Annotated in this window: 20 protein-coding genes; 8 read left to right on the top strand and 12 right to left on the bottom strand. The window is 32.1% G+C overall.

Going from position 1 to position 18306, the window contains the following annotated elements; translation table 11 throughout:
• Positions 1-44: 44 nt before the first annotated feature.
• The 3 genes from FLV_RS15270 to FLV_RS15260 all read left to right on the top strand — a co-directional run bounded on the left by FLV_RS15270 (position 45) and on the right by FLV_RS15260 (position 3180).
• Complete coding sequence (locus FLV_RS15270; protein WP_243235045.1) at positions 45-1097, top strand: ferredoxin--NADP reductase; 1053 nt, start codon at positions 45-47, stop codon at positions 1095-1097.
• A 143-nt stretch (positions 1098-1240) separates the two neighbouring features.
• Positions 1241-1549 carry a hypothetical protein gene (locus FLV_RS15265; protein WP_243235044.1) on the top strand — a complete coding sequence of 103 codons (309 nt, stop codon included), beginning with the start codon at positions 1241-1243 and terminating at the stop codon, positions 1547-1549.
• Positions 1550-1620: 71 nt separating this feature from the next.
• The gene (locus FLV_RS15260) at positions 1621-3180 is read left to right on the top strand and encodes a hypothetical protein (RefSeq protein WP_243235043.1); all 1560 of its coding nucleotides are present in this window, start codon (positions 1621-1623) and stop codon (positions 3178-3180) included.
• Between the two features lie 21 nt (positions 3181-3201).
• Here FLV_RS15260 and FLV_RS15255 read toward each other — a convergent pair whose 3' ends face one another.
• Together FLV_RS15255 and FLV_RS15250 are read right to left on the bottom strand one after the other, a co-directional pair.
• On the bottom strand, positions 3202-4209 hold the full coding sequence (locus FLV_RS15255) for a glycosyltransferase family 9 protein (protein WP_243235042.1): 1008 nt from the start codon (positions 4207-4209) through the stop codon (positions 3202-3204).
• A 40-nt stretch (positions 4210-4249) separates the two neighbouring features.
• Positions 4250-4855, bottom strand: a complete 606-nt coding sequence (locus FLV_RS15250) for a DUF4254 domain-containing protein (protein WP_243235041.1) — start codon at positions 4853-4855, stop codon at positions 4250-4252.
• 110 nt (positions 4856-4965) lie between these two features.
• Here FLV_RS15250 and upp point away from each other — a divergent pair, with 110 nt between their 5' ends.
• Positions 4966-5619 carry a uracil phosphoribosyltransferase gene (gene upp, locus FLV_RS15245; RefSeq protein WP_243235040.1) on the top strand — a complete coding sequence of 218 codons (654 nt, stop codon included), beginning with the start codon at positions 4966-4968 and terminating at the stop codon, positions 5617-5619.
• Here the strand turns inward: upp and FLV_RS15240 are convergent.
• Entirely contained in the window at positions 5614-6543 is a 930-nt protein-coding gene (locus FLV_RS15240; RefSeq protein ID WP_243235039.1) for a DUF6427 family protein, read from the bottom strand. The two genes, upp and FLV_RS15240, sit on opposite strands and share 6 nt — an antisense overlap.
• Before the next feature lie 133 nt (positions 6544-6676).
• Here FLV_RS15240 and FLV_RS15235 point away from each other — a divergent pair, with 133 nt between their 5' ends.
• Complete coding sequence (locus FLV_RS15235) at positions 6677-6907, top strand: DUF6341 family protein (protein ID WP_091490198.1); 231 nt, start codon at positions 6677-6679, stop codon at positions 6905-6907.
• A gap of 41 nt (positions 6908-6948) precedes the next feature.
• Here FLV_RS15235 and purD read toward each other — a convergent pair whose 3' ends face one another.
• Positions 6949-8223: a phosphoribosylamine--glycine ligase gene (gene purD / locus FLV_RS15230; protein WP_243235038.1), complete on the bottom strand. Its 1275-nt coding sequence runs from the start codon at positions 8221-8223 to the stop codon at positions 6949-6951.
• Positions 8224-8358: 135 nt separating this feature from the next.
• On the opposite strand from purD, the gene FLV_RS15225 reads away from it, so the two are divergent.
• Complete coding sequence (locus FLV_RS15225) at positions 8359-9669, top strand: phenylacetate--CoA ligase family protein (protein WP_243235037.1); 1311 nt, start codon at positions 8359-8361, stop codon at positions 9667-9669.
• 39 nt (positions 9670-9708) lie between these two features.
• Positions 9709-10230: an ORF6N domain-containing protein gene (locus tag FLV_RS15220; protein ID WP_243235036.1), complete on the top strand. Its 522-nt coding sequence runs from the start codon at positions 9709-9711 to the stop codon at positions 10228-10230.
• 86 nt (positions 10231-10316) lie between these two features.
• Here FLV_RS15220 and FLV_RS15215 read toward each other — a convergent pair whose 3' ends face one another.
• The 8 genes from FLV_RS15215 to FLV_RS15180 form a co-directional block, all read right to left on the bottom strand.
• Positions 10317-11084 carry a glycosyltransferase family 2 protein gene (locus FLV_RS15215; protein ID WP_243235035.1) on the bottom strand — a complete coding sequence of 256 codons (768 nt, stop codon included), beginning with the start codon at positions 11082-11084 and terminating at the stop codon, positions 10317-10319.
• Entirely contained in the window at positions 11084-12436 is a 1353-nt protein-coding gene (locus tag FLV_RS15210) for an exopolysaccharide biosynthesis polyprenyl glycosylphosphotransferase (RefSeq protein ID WP_243235034.1), read from the bottom strand. The genes FLV_RS15215 and FLV_RS15210 overlap by 1 nt, the downstream gene beginning before the upstream one ends.
• Positions 12437-13420, bottom strand: coding sequence for a UDP-glucuronic acid decarboxylase family protein (locus FLV_RS15205; RefSeq protein WP_243235033.1), 984 nt, complete (start codon positions 13418-13420; stop codon positions 12437-12439). It abuts the gene before it with no gap.
• 90 nt (positions 13421-13510) lie between these two features.
• Positions 13511-15187, bottom strand: a complete 1677-nt coding sequence (locus FLV_RS15200; protein WP_243235032.1) for a DUF6909 family protein — start codon at positions 15185-15187, stop codon at positions 13511-13513.
• 73 nt (positions 15188-15260) lie between these two features.
• On the bottom strand, positions 15261-15557 hold the full coding sequence (locus tag FLV_RS15195) for a type II toxin-antitoxin system RelE/ParE family toxin (protein WP_243235031.1): 297 nt from the start codon (positions 15555-15557) through the stop codon (positions 15261-15263).
• On the bottom strand, positions 15547-15801 hold the full coding sequence (locus FLV_RS15190) for a type II toxin-antitoxin system ParD family antitoxin (RefSeq protein ID WP_243235030.1): 255 nt from the start codon (positions 15799-15801) through the stop codon (positions 15547-15549). Before FLV_RS15190 ends, FLV_RS15195 begins: the two co-directional genes overlap by 11 nt.
• Positions 15802-15900: 99 nt before the next feature.
• Positions 15901-17385: a GH3 auxin-responsive promoter family protein gene (locus FLV_RS15185; protein WP_243235029.1), complete on the bottom strand. Its 1485-nt coding sequence runs from the start codon at positions 17383-17385 to the stop codon at positions 15901-15903.
• Between the two features lie 11 nt (positions 17386-17396).
• Positions 17397-17888 carry a peptidase gene (locus FLV_RS15180; protein ID WP_243235028.1) on the bottom strand — a complete coding sequence of 164 codons (492 nt, stop codon included), beginning with the start codon at positions 17886-17888 and terminating at the stop codon, positions 17397-17399.
• A gap of 207 nt (positions 17889-18095) precedes the next feature.
• Here FLV_RS15180 and FLV_RS15175 point away from each other — a divergent pair, with 207 nt between their 5' ends.
• Positions 18096-18272, top strand: a complete 177-nt coding sequence (locus FLV_RS15175) for a twin-arginine translocase TatA/TatE family subunit (protein ID WP_163409457.1) — start codon at positions 18096-18098, stop codon at positions 18270-18272.
• Positions 18273-18306 lie beyond the last annotated feature (34 nt).

Genomic DNA, 18306 nt, shown 5'->3' with positions numbered 1-18306 from the left:
TTCAATTAGTTGCTGTTTGCTACTTTTGCATAAAATATCATACCATGCCTTCATTCTTAAAACTCATAATTAAAGAGGTAAAACGCGAAACTACCGATGCTGTTTCGATTCTTTTTAATGTTCCCGAAGAACTAAAACCAGACTATAAATTTATTGCAGGACAATACATAAATTTAAAACTAACCCTTGACAATCAGGAAATTCGCCGCGCTTATTCTATTTGCTCAGGACCTGAAAGCGGAGAATTACGAATTGCTGTAAAAACAGTTAAAAATGGTTTGTTCTCGCAATTTGCCAATACCAAATTAAAAGCCGGAGATGTTCTTGAAGTAGGTCATCCGGAAGGAAAATTTACTTTTGAACCGGATTCAGAAAGACAAAAAAACTACGCAGCTTTTGCTGCAGGAAGCGGAATTACTCCTGTACTTTCAATCATAAAATCAGTTTTAAAAAGTGAACCAAAAAGTTCATTTGTATTGGTTTACGGAAACAAAACTCCTGAAGAAACTATTTTTCATCAGGAACTTCACGATTTGCAATTGCAATATGTAGGACGTTTTTTTGTGCACTATGTATTTAGTCAGGCTAAAGCAGAAAATGCTTTGTTTGGAAGAATTGATAAATCGGCAGTTAATTTTGTACTGAACAACAAACACAAGGAGCTGGAATTTGATAAATTCTATTTATGTGGTCCGGAAGAAATGATCAATACGGTTTCCGGAATTTTAAAAGAGAAAAACGTAAAAGATTCTGCTATTAAGTTTGAACTTTTTACTTCTTCTTCACAGGAAAAAGAAATCAAAACTTCGCTGGAAGGGCATACAAAAATTACTGTTTTGGTAGATGATGAAGAATTTTCATTTGAAATGTCTCAAAAACAAACCATACTCGACGCAGCCTTAAAACAAGGTGTTGACGCTCCTTATTCCTGTCAGGGCGGAATCTGCAGCAGCTGTCTTTGCCGCATAACCCAAGGTAGTGCCGAAATGACAAAAAACTCAATCCTAACCGATAAAGAAATTGCCGAAGGTTTGGTACTTAGCTGTCAGGCGCATCCTACTTCAGAAACTATTTATGTAGATTTTGATGATGTTTAATCTTTAAAAATTTCAATATTTAAAAATTCCAAATCCCAAAATTATCATTGAGATTTGGAATTTTTTTTCGACCAGTTTTATTAGATTTACTTTCTCTTTAAAATTTGAATTTAGAATTTAAAGATTTTTATAAAATTTTATCTATGAAATCAGTTCGTGAAATTTTCAAAAACAAAGAATATCTTTTGGAAGAACCGGAAGTCACTCAACTTTTGGATTATTGTGATGAACTCCAGGACGAAATTGTGGAGTTTAAATTTCAGAAAATCAACAATAAAGAACTTGCCATGCTCGATATGCTCCGAGAGGTTATAAAAGGCTGCAATGAAATTGAAAAAGAACAAATGGAGCACCAACGATTTGGTTATGATGCACCAGATTATCAGGCTACGATTTCGAATCTAAAAAATTATATTTATGAGCGTTGTCGTGATGAGAAAATTTATTTATGATAATTTTTCATTAAAATAAAAATTTACAAAGTGATTTCATACATTTGACGCTTTAACTATTCTCTTTTTTTATGAAATACTTTTTGTTTTTATTATTCTTTACATACAGCGGTATTAGTTTTTCGCAAACAGACTATCTAACATTTATCGATAAATATGAAGAATTTGCATTTTATGCAAAGCCTAATAAAAACAATACTCTTTCTAAATATTTTTCAAAAAGGATCCATTCTGATTTACTTAGCCATTATAAAGTCAACGATACAATAAAAAACAAAAAATTCGTTTATCTGACTTTTAAAATTAACCAGCAAAATAAAGTAACCAATATTATTGTCAATTCGCCATACTCAGAATTAAACAAAAATATTCGTGAAGCCTTTATAAATTATAATATTGAAGATTTAAATATTCCCGAAAAAAATCAACTGAACACTTATACGCTACAGATCCTTTCCACAGAAGGAGATAAAATGGTCATTAATTGCAGCACAAATGTTGTCTTTGATAAACTTCCTGTTTTTGAAGGATGTGAACCTGCTGTAAATAAAACGAAATTATCCAACTGCCTTCTGAACAAAATTTCTGAACATGTAGCAAATAATATTTCAGCTGTCGAAATTAAAAAAGCAAAAATATTAGGATCATTAAATTTACATGTAAAATTCTCAATAAACGAACAAGGGCAAATTGAAAAGGTAAATTGTAAAGCTCCAACAGATAGTTTGACCAAAGAATTAAATCGTGTTGTGGCACTCTTTCCAAAAGCCAAAATTCCAGCTACCCGTAATGGTAATCCAACGAGCTTTGTTTATGAAAAAACCATTTCTCTTGAAATAGAATCTGAGAATGAAAAATATAAAGAGGAAGTGAATCAATATCAAGAAAATCTTTTAAATGTAAGTGACGAATTCCTAAACCCAAATACTGAATTAGCACTTCATTTTAAAAAATATATTAGCGCCGAAGAACTTGCTAAAATCGTTTTCCCTCTAACACATCCTGGTCTTTTTTTATATTTTAATATTGATAAAAACGGCAAACCTATTGATATTAAAACAAATGCTAATACATTAGATCTTAACAACCGATTCGTTGAAATTTTTAAAAAATTCCCATTTGAAAAATTAAATATCAAGTCTGTAAACATTTTAGAAACTTACCGTTATCCTATTATAATTGAAAGATTTAATAAGAACATAATTGTTTCTAATGACAGGCCTTTTGTTAATACACCTCCAATCTTTGATAAAGATTGTCAAACATCAAAAAATTCAAAGGAATTATATGATTGCATGAATCAAAGCATTAAAAATCTTGTCGTTAATAATTTTAAAAGAACTATCCGAAATAAAACAAAACTTAAGGGCGTCATCAATGTCCGTTTTTCGTTTCAAATAGATGATAAAGGTAAAATCATAAATGTAAAAGCATTTGCACCTAATGCTGAAATTTGCAACGAACTCGAACAAATAATAAAAAGCATCCCTGATGTTTATAAACCTGCTTATCTAAACGGAAAAGCTATAATTACAACCCGCAAATATTCTTTTGGTTTTAATGTTGGAAACAATACCATTGATGATTTTAAAGATCTGAGAAAAACTCCCGGGCCAAAACCCCATTTTTGAAATTATACAAAAAATCCAATCTTATAACAAGGATTGGATTTTTTGTATCACTGCTGATGGCAAAATCGTCCTCATAGCATCTTCATAACCTTCTACAATTTTATTTCCATAAACAGAAGTTGGCAATTTTGGATACTGATTTCTATCTGAAGTTAAGGCATTTTCTAAACTTTGATTGAATGGCAAAAATCCGGCATAAGGATGCGTTGCGCCCCAAAGCGTAACCACTTTTATACCCAGCATTGCGGCAATATGTGCATTGCCAGAATCCATAGAAAGCATGACATCAAGATTGCTAATCAATTTTAATTCCTGTTGAAATTTAATTTTTCCGGCTACATTTATTACATTTTTAAAAGGGGCTGAAAGTGAATCTAAAATTTCAATTTCCTTCTTTCCTCCACCGAAAAGTAAAATCGTCTGATCTTTATTTTCTGCTAATTTTGCAATTACTTCCTGCATTAAATCCAAAGGATATACTTTTGAATCATATTGTGCAAAAGGAGCAATTCCAATTAATTTTTGGTAATTTTCGCCAATTAAATTAGTTATTTCTGCACTTAAAACCGCTTTTTTAGGAAACTCCGGATTTGATAAATCTAGCGAAAAACCAAGTTCTTTAAACACTTTTGCATGCCTTTCGAACATCGTTGGTAATTGTTTAAAAATCTTATTCTCAGCTCTTGTCAATTCTTTTTTTCCTTCACGACCTTTATCAACAGTTGCTCTTTTTTTTCCGCTTAAAGCGAAAAGCAAACTCACAACCTTAGATCGTAACACATTATGAAGATCTGCAAAAGCATCGATTTGAAGTTTTTTCAAATCTCTGAACAATCTCAAAAGTCCCGGAAATCCTTTGTGTTTCTCTTTTTCATCAAAAGCAAAAAATTCAAGATTCGGAATTCCTTCAAAAAAAGGTTTGAAAAATGGACGAGAAACAACTGTCAGTTTTACCGTTGGATATTGTTTTACAAAAGCGCATAAAACAGGAACCGTCATGGCGACATCTCCCATTGCGGATAGTCTCATGACGGCTATGTGTTTAATTTTGGTGGACAAGTCGGCCAAATTATTTTTTATTTTGATATAAAACCGGATTCAAATCATCATCATTGTACATTTTCATTTGCTTGTACACTTTCATGAATTTCTCTCCATTTTCGATATCTGTCAATAATTCTTCAATTGCTGTAGATAAATCTGTTCTTTGCTCTAAAAGAATGTTTAATTTTTCCTGACATTTATCTCTGTGTTCCTGAGTAGCTTCAGCACGCGTAGCTTCTTCGTTCATGTGATAAATTTTCAAAGCCAAAATTGATAATCTGTCAAATGCCCAAGCCGGACTTTCAGAGTTGATTTTTGCTCCGTCTTTTGCTTTTATATGACTGTATTTTTGTAAAAAGTAACTATCAATATACTCTACCATATCAGTTCTCTCCTGATTGGAAGCATCAATTTTTCTTTTTAAAGTTAAAGCAGCTACAGGATCAATTTGCGGATCACGGATAATGTCTTCATAATGCCATTGAACGGTATCAATCCAGTTTTTTAAATATAATAAATGCTCGAATTTATCTTTTGGAAACGGGTTGTTTATTGGTTGATCAACACTGTCAAATTGATGATAATCTTTGATGCTTTGTTCGAAAACAGAATATGCTAATTTTGAAAACATGTCTTTATTTTTTAGAGATACAAAGATACTTTTTATACTTTTATAGTACGAAAAAAACCAATAATTTTTCGTTGCGGTATTAAAACCGTTAATCATTCTAAAAACTCATTATGAAAACTCATTATATCTCTGAAAAAAATAGTGTGCTAAATCATTTTTTAGGACAAATAAGAAACGTAAATATTCAGAATGACAGTCTGCGTTTTCGAAGAAATATAGAACGAATCGGTGAGATTATGGCGTATGAACTGAGCAAGGTTTTACCTTACAAAAATGTCGAAATTCAGACTCCTCTGGGCATCAAAAAAACAACAGAAATCGAAACTGATTTGGTTTTATGCCCCATTTTAAGAGCCGGATTACCGCTTCATAACGGTTTTTTAAACTATTTTGACCATGCCGAAAACAGCTTTGTTTCGGCTTGCAGGCATCATCCTAATAATGATGATGAATTCGAGATTTTGGTTGAATATCAGGCGATTTCAAATCTAAACGATAAAACGGTTTTATTACTTGATCCAATGCTTGCCACCGGTCAGTCTATCGTTGCAGTTCATGAAAAATTAGTTCAGAATGCATCTCCAAAAGAAATACATATTGCAGTTGTTATTGCTGCACCTGAAGGAGTTGCTTATCTTGAAAAAAATCTGCCTGACAACTGCCATTTATGGATTGCTGCCTTAGACGAAAAATTAAACGAGAAAAACTATATCGTGCCGGGACTTGGCGATGCTGGTGATCTTGCCTACGGAAGTAAATTATAACTGAGAAAAAAACGTAAATAAACTGCAGCAGATAAGCACATAAAAAACGATTTCGTTATTTAGTTTTTGCTGTACATACTCTACGTGGCTTGCTGCCATAATAGTTAAAGGTGTAATACTAAACAAAAGTAAATCGTTGCTTTTATTTGGCGAAAGAATGAAAACAAATACTGCTATAAAAAAACAAGCCACTACTTTTTTATATGAAGTATGAACGATTTGTGGTCTGTTTGATAAGGTTGTTAACATTGAAACTACAAAAAATAATACGACAGCAACATAGATTGAAAATGCTCCGTTTTCGTAATTGTTTTTAAAATAATCAATTCTTAAATCGATAACTGCCCTATCCTGAATAAATTTTACGGCGTCAAAATTGAACATTAATGATGTCGTTAAAAATAATAATGCAACTCCCAAAAGAGCAATAAATGGCAAAACCCAATTTCTATAATCTCTCGAAACATGAAAAATAATGGATATAAAAACCAGAATCAGGAAAAGAACACACCAAAACTGAAACAAAGATGCTACTAAAATCCAAAAAGAAGCATCAAATATTTTCTCTTTAGAGGCTTTTAAAGATTGCAGTGAAATTAACCTGCGAAGTGCTAATAACAGAAAAAAGTTAGCATAAATGACGTTTGAGTTATTGAATATTGTAGGGAAAAATAATAAAAATAATAAATAGAAAAGTATTGCGTATCCGTTGTCTTTACTGAGTCCGTTCTTTTTAACAATGAAGTTTATCAAAAAAAAAGAAGCCAAAACAAAGCACAATAAACTTATTTTTTGAAACACCAAAAAATAAGAACTCATCCATGATGGTTCCTGAATTTGAAACAGAAAAAAGAAAACCAGTATTAAAATTACAACCAAAGAATAATTTAATGGCGTAGATTTTTTAAAAACACTTGTTATCATAAGGATATTTTATACTTTTGTGACTGTAAATATAATACTTGTTTAAAAAGGAAAACCAACAAGTTGAAAAAGATTCTTTTTGAATTTTGATTCAATGCGTTAAAAACAATAATAACATATAATTTTATAAATTATGACAGCTTTTTTCGAAGGAATTCAATACTTATTCGTTAACATTTTGTTTGCTCCTCTTGACTTTTTACGTCGTTTGGAATTGATTACGTGGTTTGGTGCAAACACAATCAACTGGATTTTCATGATTATCTGTGCTGCAGCAATCGTATATTGGATTAAACAATTACGCATTTTTGATGATGCAGGAACAGAAAACCAAGATACAACAGCTCATTCATTTTTAAAATAAAAAAACAAACCCTTTAATTAAAAAGGGCTTGTGAATTTTTTTTAAATTAAATCGAAGCCAATATCTTTTCTAAAATACATCTTATCAAAGCTTAGTTTATCTATGTTTTGGTAAGATTTTTTTATGGCTTCCTGGAAATTATCTCCGTATGATGTTACTGCGATTACACGCCCTCCATTAGTAACGACATTTTCGTTATCTAATTTTGTTCCTGCGTGAAAAACTATTGAATCAGTTACATTTTCTAAACCTGAAATTACTTTTCCTTTTTCGAAATCTTCAGGATATCCTCCAGAAACCAACATAACAGTAGTAGCGCTTCTTGGATCAACTTCTAAATTGAAATCTCCTAATTTTTGATCTGCAACAGACAAGAACAATTCTACTAAATCAGATTTTAGTCTTGGCACTACAACTTCCGTTTCCGGATCTCCCATTCTTACGTTGTACTCAATAACTATTGGCTCATTTTTCACGTTAATCAAGCCTATAAAAACAAAACCTTTATATTCGATTCCGTCTTTTTGGAAACCTTCGATTGTTGGTTTTACGATACGGGTTTCAATTTTTTCCATCAAAACAGCATCTACGTAAGGAACCGGAGAAACTGCTCCCATTCCTCCTGTGTTTAAACCTGTATCACCTTCGCCAATACGTTTGTAATCTTTTGCCGTTGGAAGAATTTTATAGTTTTTTCCGTCTGTTAAAACGAAACAGCTTAATTCGATTCCGTCCAGGAATTCTTCGATAACTACTTTTGCACTTGCTGTTCCAAATTTTGCATGAACCAACATGTTACGTAATTCTGTTTTAGCTTCTTCAAGATCCTGAATAATCAAAACGCCTTTTCCAGCTGCTAAACCATCTGCTTTTAAAACGTATGGTGGCTGTAAAGTTTCTAAAAATTCACATCCTTTTTCAACCGTTTCAGCTGTAAAACTATCGTAAGCTGCAGTCGGAATATTGTGTTTCATCAGGAATTCTTTTGCAAATTCTTTGCTTCCTTCTAATTGCGCACCCAATTTTGATGGTCCGATAACCGGAATATGTTTTAAACTTTCGTCATTTTTGAAATAATCGTAAATACCTTTTACCAACGGATCTTCAGGTCCTACGACTACTAAACTTATATTTTCTTTAAGTACCAAAGCTTTTACAGCTTCAAAGTCTGTCGCAGATATGGCTACATTTTCAGCAATTGCAGCAGTTCCTGCATTTCCAGGTACTACAAAAAGTTTTTCGCAAAGTGGACTCTGAGTCATTTTCCATGCAAATGCATGCTCTCTTCCGCCTGATCCCAATAATAAAATTGTCATGGTGTAGTTGTATTTAGTTGTGGTGCAAAAATAATTGCTTTTGTACGTAAAAAATAATTAAATCTTTAAAAAGTTGTTAGTACAGCCCTATTAGTAATTCCTAAACATTATTTTTGACAAAAATTATCCTGAAAAATGATTCGTCTTTTTGATCTTTCGCTTCAATTAAACGGTTTTCCGATAAAGAAAGCCAAAGCTGAATTGGATAAAATCGTTCATTTTTCTGAAAAAGAATTTGCTTCATTTCTTGAAAACAAAAAAGCGGAAATTGTTGATTTTCACCTCAAAAACAATTCATTTTACAGCGAATTAGCCGGAAATAAAACAGCTGAAAGTTGGGAAAATCTTCCTGTTTTAAACAAACAAAATCTACAAAAACCACTCGAAGAAAGACTCTCAAAAGGGTATTCCAAAAAAAATATTTACCTCAACAAAACGTCTGGATCCAGTGGAACTCCTTTTGTTTTTGCTAAAGATAAATATTCGCACGCCTTAACCTGGGCGTCAAATATAATGCGTTTTGGATGGTTTGGGATTGATTTTAACAAATCGTATCAGGCACGATTTTATGGAATTCCGATGGATTTTATTGGATATCAAAAAGAACGTTTCAAGGATTTTTTAACGCATCGTTATCGTTTTCCGGTTTTTGATTTATCAGATGATGTTCTGGAAAAATTTCTGCAGAAATTTAAAACTAAAAAATTCGATTATATAAATGGTTATACAAGTTCAATTGTTTTATTTGCTAAGTTTTTAGAACAGAAAAATATTATTTTAAATCAAATTTGTCCAACGCTGAAAGCTTGTTTTGTTACTTCGGAAATGCTTTTTGAAATGGATAAAAAACTGCTGGAAAAACAATTAGGAATTCCAATTATCAGTGAATATGGTGCTTCTGAACTGGATTTGATCGCTTTTGAAAATCCGCAGGGAGAATGGCAGGTAAATGCGGAAACATTATTTGTCGAAATTTTAGACGAAAACAATAATCCTGTGCCAAACGGAACTGAGGGAAAAATTGTCATTACTTCGCTCTTCAATAAAGCAAATCCATTCATTAGATATGAAATTGGAGACATTGGAATTCTCGATGAAAAAAGCACACTTCAAAAACCAATTCTGAAAAAGCTTATTGGAAGAACCAATGATGTTGCGATTTTGCCTAGCGGGAAAAAATCGCCAGGTTTGACCTTTTATTATGTAACCAAAAGCATTATTGAAGACGATGGAAACGTAAAAGAATTCATCATCAAACAAACCAAATTAGATACTTTTGAAATTGAATATGTTTCTGATGCAGCATTAGTTTCAGAACAAATCGAGAAAATAAAACAAGCTATTGATTTGTACTTAGAGCCACATCTAAACTTCACTTTTACCAGAAAAACTGTTTTAGAAAGAACCAATCGAGGTAAACTAAAACAATTCAAATCTTTTTTGTAATATAAATAAAATCTTACATTTTTTTTTAACTAAAAACTTATGGAGGATCAATCTTTACTTACTGAAGAAACAATTTCTAATAAAATATATTTTATTCGTGGTCAAAAAGTGATGCTCGATAGTGATTTAGCTTCACTTTATGGAGTAGAAACAAAAGTTCTAAAACAATCTGTTAAACGAAATATTTCAAAATTTCCAGAAGATTTTATGTTTCAGTTATCTCAAAATGAATTCAATAACTTGAGGTCACAAATTGTGACCTCAAGTTGGGGAGGAACGAGAATCTCTCCCTTTGCTTTTACTGAACATGGTATTCTGATGCTCTCAAGTATTTTAAAAAGCGACAAAGCCATTCAAACCAATATTCAAATTATGAGGATTTTCACGAAAGTGAGACAAATGCTTTTGGACACAACCGAAATTAAGGTTGATATTCTTCAGATTCAAAAGAAGTTGGAGAATCATGATAAAAATATAGAATTGGTTTTTTCTTATTTAGATGAATTGACTGAGAAGAAAGAAAATGATTCTGAAAGAGTGAAAATTGGCTATAAAAAATAATTCTTTAAGGTCACAAATTGTGATCTCCAATTCTATACTAAATTTGTTTCAAGGCCGCAAATTGCGACCTTGAAACAAATTAAATCTTAAGATTTCTTAATATACTTTGATTTAATTATCAATTGAGTAAACAAAAACCTCACCATTAGCAAAACAGAAAACACAAAATTATATCCGTGGAATTCGCTGTAAACACCAAAATTGTGTTTGATTAATTTGAATTTTGAGGAGGAAACAGAATCCTTCCTAATTCTGTAAAACGCTAAAGATTCCGGAACTGGTCTGGCTGTTTTAATTTGTTTTAAAATCGTAAGCCATATTCTCCAATCCTGACGTTTTTGTGACGTTTCGAGAATAATTTTTCCAAAATAATCTGCATTGTAAATGGCTGTCAAATTGCCTACGTAATTGCAGAAAAAAAGTTGTTTATATGTTAACGGATCTGGTGATTCAACTCTTCTGTTTAAATCATTTCCATCTTCATCAACAGAATCATAAAAACTAAAAGTGAAGGGCAAATTATTTATTTTTAAAAACTGAATCTGTTTTTCCAATTTCTCAGGAAACCATACATCATCGGCGTCTAAATAGGCAATATATTTTCCTGTAGCTTTTTCCAAAGCTGCGTTTCTGGCAAAACCATTTCCACGATTTTCCGGTAATTTAAAAAGTTTTATTCGATTGTCATTTTGAGCAAATTCCTCTATTATTACAACCGTATTATCTGTTGAAGCATCATCTGCCAGAATCATTTCCCAGTTTTGGTAGCTTTGATTCAGTACAGAATGCAAGGTTTCCCGAATGTATTTTTCGGCGTTATATGTGGGTGTTATGATAGAAACTAATTCACTCATCAATATGCTTTTTCGTCACCTTTAATAATGTGGAAAATCGTAATTACAATAATTTTTAAGTCTAATAAAATTGACCAGTTTTCGATATAAAAAATATCATATTTTACCCGGTTTATAATATCATAGTCTGATTCGATTTCTCCCCGAAAACCTTTTACTTGTGCCAAACCTGTAATTCCGGGTTTTATAAAATGGCGCACCATAAATTTATCCACTTTAAGTATGTACTCCTGATTATAACTTACTATATGCGGTCTTGGCCCAACTACAGACATGTCTCCAATCAAAACATTAAAAAACTGAGGCAGTTCATCAATACTTGTTTTTCGAATAATCTTTCCTATTTTAGTAACCCTTGGATCATTTTTAGAAACCTGACTCATTATGGCTTCATTACTCATTTCCATTGATCGAAACTTTAAACAATTGAATTCCTTGTTATTAAGTCCATTACGTTTTTGTTTGAGTAAAACTGGTCCTTTTGATTCCAATTTTATTAAAATTCCTAAAATTGGAAGAACCCATGAAAGAACACCGACGATGATGATGATTGAAAAAATGACATCAAAAGTTCGTTTCATTATTTTATGCAAATGTTCATCCAGTCGAATGCTTCTAAGGGCAATTACCGGAATGTAATCATAGTATTCTAAGAAGAAATTTCTAAAAAACATCTGGTTGCCATCTGGAATGAATTTCAATGTCTTTAAATTACTGTCGGCAAAATCAATTATTTCACTCATTTGATCCTGAGATAAACCAACAATAGAACAATACATTTCATCCATGTTTTTATTCAGAACAAATTCAAGCATTTGATTAATATGCTCCGTTTTTACTTCTTCAAATTCAAAAACATGAATCAATTCATATCCATAATCCGGGTTTTCGGTAAAAAATTGTTTTAAAGGAAAAATACTCTCTTTGTTACCTAACAGCACAACTCTTCTATGGTTTCCACCAAAAACTACTCTATACGTCTGCAGGAAATAATAAATTGAAAACTTAATGAATAAAATCAGAATAAATATAAACCATAAATAAAACAGCAACGTTCTAAAACTGATTTCCTTAGCATAAAAGAAAGCCAGGGCAAAAACTACAAAACCGAATAAACAGGCCTGTTTTAACGCACAATTTAAAATTGCGATAACTTTGGTATAACGATATACTTCGTAAAAGCCTAAATCTGAAGCAATACCAATCCAGCCAACATTTAGCACCACTAAAAATAAAATTTGATCTACAGGAAAATGTGCGATATAAACCGCAAAAAAATTGATAATAATCAAATCAATTAAATAGGAGAACGGACGGATATAGCCTGAATATTTCCCTGTTTTTGTCCGCATTTATTTTATATAATTTGAAAAATCTTTATGCTCTTCTTTTGAAAGTTCTTCTTTTGACAACGATTTAAAATAATCGTATGTGATTTTCATTCCTTCGGCACGGGTTACTTTTGCCTCCCAGCCTAATAATTCTTTTGCTTTTGTAGTATCCGGCTGGCGTTGCAGAGGATCGTTTATGGGTAATGGATGATAAACTACTTTTTGATTGGTTCCGGTAAGTTTTATAATTTCTTCAGCAAAATCTTTGATTGTAATTTCGTCCGGATTTCCAATATTTACCGGATACACATAATCTGAATGCAATAATCTGAAAATGCCTTCTACCTGATCGTCTACATAACAAAACGAACGGGTTTGCATTCCGTCTCCAAAAATCGTTAAATCTTCTCCACGAAGTGCCTGCCCTATAAAAGCCGGAATTACACGACCGTCATTAAGACGCATTCTTGGTCCGTATGTATTAAAAATACGCACTATTCTGGTTTCAACACCATGAAAAGTATGGTACGCCATTGTGATAGATTCCTGAAAACGTTTGGCTTCATCATAAACTCCGCGTGGTCCAATGGTGTTTACATTTCCGTAATATTCTTCTGTTTGTGGGTGAACCAAAGGATCTCCATATACTTCAGAAGTTGAAGCAATTAAAATTCTGGCTTTTTTTACACGGGCCAAACCTAATAAATTATGTGTTCCTAATGATCCTACTTTTAAAGTCTGAATCGGAATTTTTAAATAATCTATTGGACTTGCCGGTGAAGCAAAATGCAAAATATAATCTAATTCACCCGGGATATGTACAAATTTTGTGATATCGTGATGATAGAATTCAAAGTGCTCTAATTTGAACAAATGTTCAATGTTTTTAAGATCTCCTGTAATCAGATTATCCATTCCAATAACATAATAGCCTTCTTTGATAAACCGATCGCACAAATGTGATCCTAAAAATCCTGCGGCACCTGTAATAAGTATTCTTTTCATATTGATTTGTTTCCGGGAGCAAATTTACTTTTTTCATTCTTATAAAATAAATTTAACATTTATCTTTTATAACATAAGAAATGATAATGGTTAACTATTTAAAATTTGTTCCAGAATTTTAATCGTAATTAAATAGGTAGGCTTTACTCCTGTTGTCCCTAAGCCACCTGAAGCCAATGTGCTTCCGGTTTCCAGAGGGTTGTCTGAAGCATAATACGCATAGCGTACTTTAATATCATGCGGAACACTTTTTCTGATTTTTGAAGCCGATTGTATTGCTTTCTGGTAATAAGAGCCTTCCATTTCAAGGCCAATTACTCCCCAGGTGGATTCATGAAAGAATTTTAACAGCTCTCTGTTTTGTAACGAGGTTCCTAAAACTGTCACCATCGCACCTTCGTAAACTGAAATATCATTTCCTTCAAACATAGCACCCGTTAATTCATTTTCGAAGAAATAATTGTCAGCAGTTCCTTCATTAATATGCGCAGACGGAATCATAATATCTCCTTTTCCGCCTTCCAGAATTCCGGCTTTACCCATTATCGAAACTGATTTTACATTTAATAAAGTTTCCTTTTTAAATGGTTTTAAAAGCTCATCAATTGTTTCATAGGCCTGCTCGCCAAAAGCATAATCCATTACAATCAGGACTGGTTTTTCTTCATCAAGCTTGGTTTTTGGAAAAGCTGTTTTTGACCAGTCAATGTTGGCTGTATCGAAAATCTGAACATCGATATTGGTCCCGGATGTATCAGGCAAAGAAATCATTCCGTTTTTTAAAGCTAATTCTTCAACCTGAGCTCTTATTTCTTTTGAACCTGAACTGCTTAATTCTTCATAAATAAAGAAATCTGTTTTACCTTTATATTTTGAAGTTAATAGCGGCGTTGCAAAAATAGAATTCATAACGCTGTGCATATTCGCACTAATTACATGAATTGGTCTTTTTAAAAGATTATTCGCCTTTAAAACTTCTTTGATATTAGTTGCCCAGATTTCACCGTGAATATGATGTCCTAAACGTTCCCTCAAAACTGGGCTAAAAGTTATAGTTCTCTTATTGTTATCGATCATTTCTTCGATAGCTAATTTTCCAAGCCAGTAGATAACATGCAAAAAGCGGTCCGGAGCATTTTCAGATCCGAAAGCATCATAAATATCCAAAACTTCTTCGAATGTTCTGGCTAAAATATTGGCTACATGCGAAATTGCTTTTTCTTTTTCAACCTGGGAAAGTTTTTTCGTCTGCGTTACAGCTTGCTCTAATTTAAGCCAATCGCGCGAAACTTCTCCTCCATCATCCAATAAAACCCTGTTTTTAATTTTATGGGATTCGATGAAAATAAAAGTCAAGTGTGTCAGAATATCGTAAATGTCTGAACGTCCACGAGTGATTTCGACATTCATTTGTTCTTCGTCGATCCGGTAGCAGTTTCTTCTTCTCTTTGGAGGAACAATTGGCTGAAAATGCGATTTCGAATAGCCTTCATCTGAAGTCAAATTGATAAAACGACATTGCTCAATTCCAATTGGAAGACGTTCTATAACGTACAAAAGCCCGTTTAGTTCTACTTTTTCTTCGGCAATATTTCCGTAAATCTCAGGACGTAACGCCAATAATGATTCACGCAAACCATCGCCAGAAACTCCCATTGGCTTATAAAAACCACGGTTAAATAAATGGCGCATCGTAATGTACATTCTTTCAATTGCGGCAGATGATTCCTGCGCTCTTGATCTTGATATATGTTTGGTTTCTTTCATGTGTTATTTATTTTTGAAAATCTTCCTTTTGAAACGTTTTTATTATAAAGATAAATTCTTTTCAAATCTTAAACTATTTAAGATGATTTTCAATATCCATCATTTGGTGCAAAATTCTAATAATTTCTAATTCGTTTTGTTTGATGTTTATTTTATAAAATATCAGATGCGATTTTACTTTAGTTCTAAAATAACCTTTTCTGATATGACTAAAATCTTTACCTGAATTAGGTTTTAAACATAAGTATTCTATTTCATCCAATATTAAACTTAAATATCTGTCTGCTTGTTCAATAGACCAGGTTTCAAAAGTATAAAGCCAAATTTTTTCTAAATCATAAGATGCTTCGTTGCTTATCTTATAATTCATTTTTAGTATGCTTTTGATGAAGGTTTTTTAAAAAAGAATTACGATCAAAATCTTTTACAAATCCTGATTTTTCTCCTTTTTTTAATTCTTTTATTAGTTCTTCACTTTTGGTTTGTTCTTCTTCAAACATTCTCAATGCAGCTCTAATCACTTCACTTGCCGAATTAAATCGACCTGTTTTAACTTGCGAATTAATAAAATTATCAAAATAATCTCCTAACAATATTGATGTATTCTTTGCCATGATCATTTAATTTTTTATCAAATATACCAATTCTTGGTATGCTTTCAAAAAACCGCTTTAAATTTAAAGTTTATTTAATATCAACTTATTAGACAATTTTTACTTCAAATTATCCGCAATATCTCTATTATTTGATAATCTCGGAATCTTATTCTGCCCACCCAATTTTCCTTGTGATTTCATGTAATCCTGAAAACCGTTTTTAGAAACTTTGGTTACAACCACTTTCTGCAAAACATTTCCGGTGATTAAATCGTCATAATAAATATTTTGTTTTCGCATCGAGTTGTCAATTGCTTCGGCAAAAGTTTCAATATTGTCTGGTTCATTTTCAAATTCTATTAACCATTCATGATACGGCAATCCGCTTGAAGGATTAATTTGCGGGGCAACGGTAAATTCGTTAATTACAATTTTAGTTCCTGTGGTAGCTTCTTTCATTGCATTTTCGACTTCGTTGGCAATAACGTGTTCACCAAAAGCCGAAATGTAATGTTTGATACGTCCTGAAACTATGACACGATACGGAGCTAAAGAGGTAAACTGAACGGTATCACCAATATTATAGCGCCATAATCCTGCATTTGTCGAAATAATTAAAGCATAATTGATACCCAATTCTACTTCGCCAATGGTATAACTTTTAGCATTTGGTTCAAAAAATTCATCGGCTTTAATGAATTCGTAGAAAATTCCTGAATTCAGTAATAAAAGCATTCCTTTCGCTTTTTGAGAATCCTGATAAGCAAAAAAACCTTCCGAAGCCGGAAACAATTCGATGCTGTCCACTTTTCTGCCAATCATATTTTCAAACTTGGCACGATACGGTTCATAATTAACACCACCGTAAATAAACAACTGAAAGTTTTTAAATAATTCACTTATTTTTTTTCCGTCGCTTTTTTTCTGTAATCGCTCAAAATACATTTGTACCCAGGACGGAATTCCTGAAATTATTGTCATATCCTGTTCGATAGTTTCTTCGACAATAGCATCAATTTTGGTTTCCCAGTCTTCAATGCAATTGGTTTCCCAGGATGGCATACGGTTTTTTTGAAGATATTTAGGTACAAAATGTGCGCCTATTCCGGATAATCTTCCAAATTTAATTCCGTATTTTTCAATTAATATTGGACTTCCCTGCAGGAAAATCATTTTTCCGTCAACAAAATCGGCATTTCCAGTTTCATAAATATAGTGAAGGATTGCGTTTCTGGAAGCTTCAATATGATACGGCATTGATTCTTTGGTAAGCGGAATATATTTTGCTCCTGAAGTAGTCCCGGAGGTTTTGGCAAAATACAAAGGCTTTCCTTTCCAAAGAATGTTTTTTTCGCCCATTCGAACTTTGTCGATATAGGATTTTAAATCTTCATAATCGCGAATTGGCACTCTTTTTTTAAAGTCTTGAAAGGTTTTTATCTCATCAAAATGATGATCAACACCAAACTCAGTATCTTTTGCACTTTTAATTAAACTCTTAAACACTTCTTGCTGAGTTTCTATTGGATTATTGGCCCAAGACAACGTTTTATAATATATTTTGCTTGCAAATAATTTTGCTGCTACAGATTTAATAGACATTTTTGGCTGTATTATTTTTTGTCAATTTTATTTTTTTCAATCTTTACACTCTTTTCCATTTCTTTCACCTCTTCTCTTAATTTTAATTCTTTTTCAGAAGCTTTCATATTGGTTTCAGGAATTTCTTCAGATTCAGACAAAATAGAATCTTTATTGAATTTCGAATATTCTAATTCTCCATTCAATACTTTTTGAATAGATTTAATGTAAGCTTCATTTTTCTTGAGTGCCTTTGTTAATGAATCTGATTTTATAGCCAATTCTAAAGCATTCTTTTTTAACTCTGACGAAGAATATCCGGGAATGAATTCGCGTAAAGGCGTAAAAGCAATTATAAATGTGGTAATCAGAATTAAGAATATTCCGCCCAAGGAAAGAACAACAAAAACATTCATTAAATTGAGTTTGAACGAAAATATTTCTTCAAATGTATCTTCATTCAAAATAACCAATCGGTTTTTAGTGAATAATTTTTTTCTGAAATTACGTTTCTTCCCTGACATTTACGGTTATTTATACTCGCAAATATAATAATTAATGAACTTATTGATGCGGGACAAATTTGGGCAAATCTACTTAATTCATTATTTTATAAAATATTTAACGCTGCTAAAAACAAATATTTTAACCCAAAAACTATTCTTCTTGGTATATTTCTATACCTTTGCTTTAAATTAGAAACAATTTGCTTAGGCATTAAATATACAATCATGGGAAGATTAGGTCTTACAGAAATCCTTGTAATAGTAGGTATTGTGATTTTACTTTTTGGAGGTAAAAAAATTCCGGAATTAATGAAAGGTTTAGGAAGTGGAATTAAGGAATTTAAAAATGCTGCCAAAGACGATCAGCCTGCTGCTAAAAAAGAAGAAGAAGAAGCTAAATAAGAACAATAAAACCTTATTTATAATCCTAAATGAC

Origin of the sequence: Flavobacterium pectinovorum (assembly GCF_022802975.1) — a bacterium.
Taxonomy (GTDB): Bacteria; Bacteroidota; Bacteroidia; order Flavobacteriales; family Flavobacteriaceae; genus Flavobacterium; species Flavobacterium pectinovorum_B.
Note: the sequence above shows the minus strand (reverse complement) of the source record. Positions and strands in the feature narration are given on the sequence as shown.

Bases quoted from the DNA above. Each gene is read 5' to 3' on its own strand.
- FLV_RS15235 (WP_091490198.1), top strand. From the start codon at position 6,677: ATGACAGCTTTTTTCGAAGGAATTCAATACTTATTCGTTAACATTTTG.
- FLV_RS15180 (WP_243235028.1), bottom strand. From the start codon at position 17,888: ATGTCAGGGAAGAAACGTAATTTCAGAAAAAAATTATTCACTAAAAAC.
- FLV_RS15220 (WP_243235036.1), top strand. From the start codon at position 9,709: ATGGAGGATCAATCTTTACTTACTGAAGAAACAATTTCTAATAAAATA.
- FLV_RS15215 (WP_243235035.1), bottom strand. From the start codon at position 11,084: ATGAGTGAATTAGTTTCTATCATAACACCCACATATAACGCCGAAAAA.
- FLV_RS15260 (WP_243235043.1), top strand. From the start codon at position 1,621: ATGAAATACTTTTTGTTTTTATTATTCTTTACATACAGCGGTATTAGT.
- FLV_RS15270 (WP_243235045.1), top strand. From the start codon at position 45: ATGCCTTCATTCTTAAAACTCATAATTAAAGAGGTAAAACGCGAAACT.
- FLV_RS15185 (WP_243235029.1), bottom strand. From the start codon at position 17,385: ATGTCTATTAAATCTGTAGCAGCAAAATTATTTGCAAGCAAAATATAT.
- FLV_RS15255 (WP_243235042.1), bottom strand. From the start codon at position 4,209: ATGAGACTATCCGCAATGGGAGATGTCGCCATGACGGTTCCTGTTTTA.
- FLV_RS15210 (WP_243235034.1), bottom strand. From the start codon at position 12,436: ATGCGGACAAAAACAGGGAAATATTCAGGCTATATCCGTCCGTTCTCC.
- purD (WP_243235038.1), bottom strand. From the start codon at position 8,223: ATGACAATTTTATTATTGGGATCAGGCGGAAGAGAGCATGCATTTGCA.
- FLV_RS15225 (WP_243235037.1), top strand. From the start codon at position 8,359: ATGATTCGTCTTTTTGATCTTTCGCTTCAATTAAACGGTTTTCCGATA.
- FLV_RS15175 (WP_163409457.1), top strand. From the start codon at position 18,096: ATGGGAAGATTAGGTCTTACAGAAATCCTTGTAATAGTAGGTATTGTG.
- FLV_RS15190 (WP_243235030.1), bottom strand. From the start codon at position 15,801: ATGGCAAAGAATACATCAATATTGTTAGGAGATTATTTTGATAATTTT.
- FLV_RS15195 (WP_243235031.1), bottom strand. From the start codon at position 15,557: ATGAATTATAAGATAAGCAACGAAGCATCTTATGATTTAGAAAAAATT.
- FLV_RS15265 (WP_243235044.1), top strand. From the start codon at position 1,241: ATGAAATCAGTTCGTGAAATTTTCAAAAACAAAGAATATCTTTTGGAA.
- FLV_RS15240 (WP_243235039.1), bottom strand. From the start codon at position 6,543: ATGATAACAAGTGTTTTTAAAAAATCTACGCCATTAAATTATTCTTTG.
- FLV_RS15250 (WP_243235041.1), bottom strand. From the start codon at position 4,855: ATGTTTTCAAAATTAGCATATTCTGTTTTCGAACAAAGCATCAAAGAT.
- upp (WP_243235040.1), top strand. From the start codon at position 4,966: ATGAAAACTCATTATATCTCTGAAAAAAATAGTGTGCTAAATCATTTT.
- FLV_RS15205 (WP_243235033.1), bottom strand. From the start codon at position 13,420: ATGAAAAGAATACTTATTACAGGTGCCGCAGGATTTTTAGGATCACAT.
- FLV_RS15200 (WP_243235032.1), bottom strand. From the start codon at position 15,187: ATGAAAGAAACCAAACATATATCAAGATCAAGAGCGCAGGAATCATCT.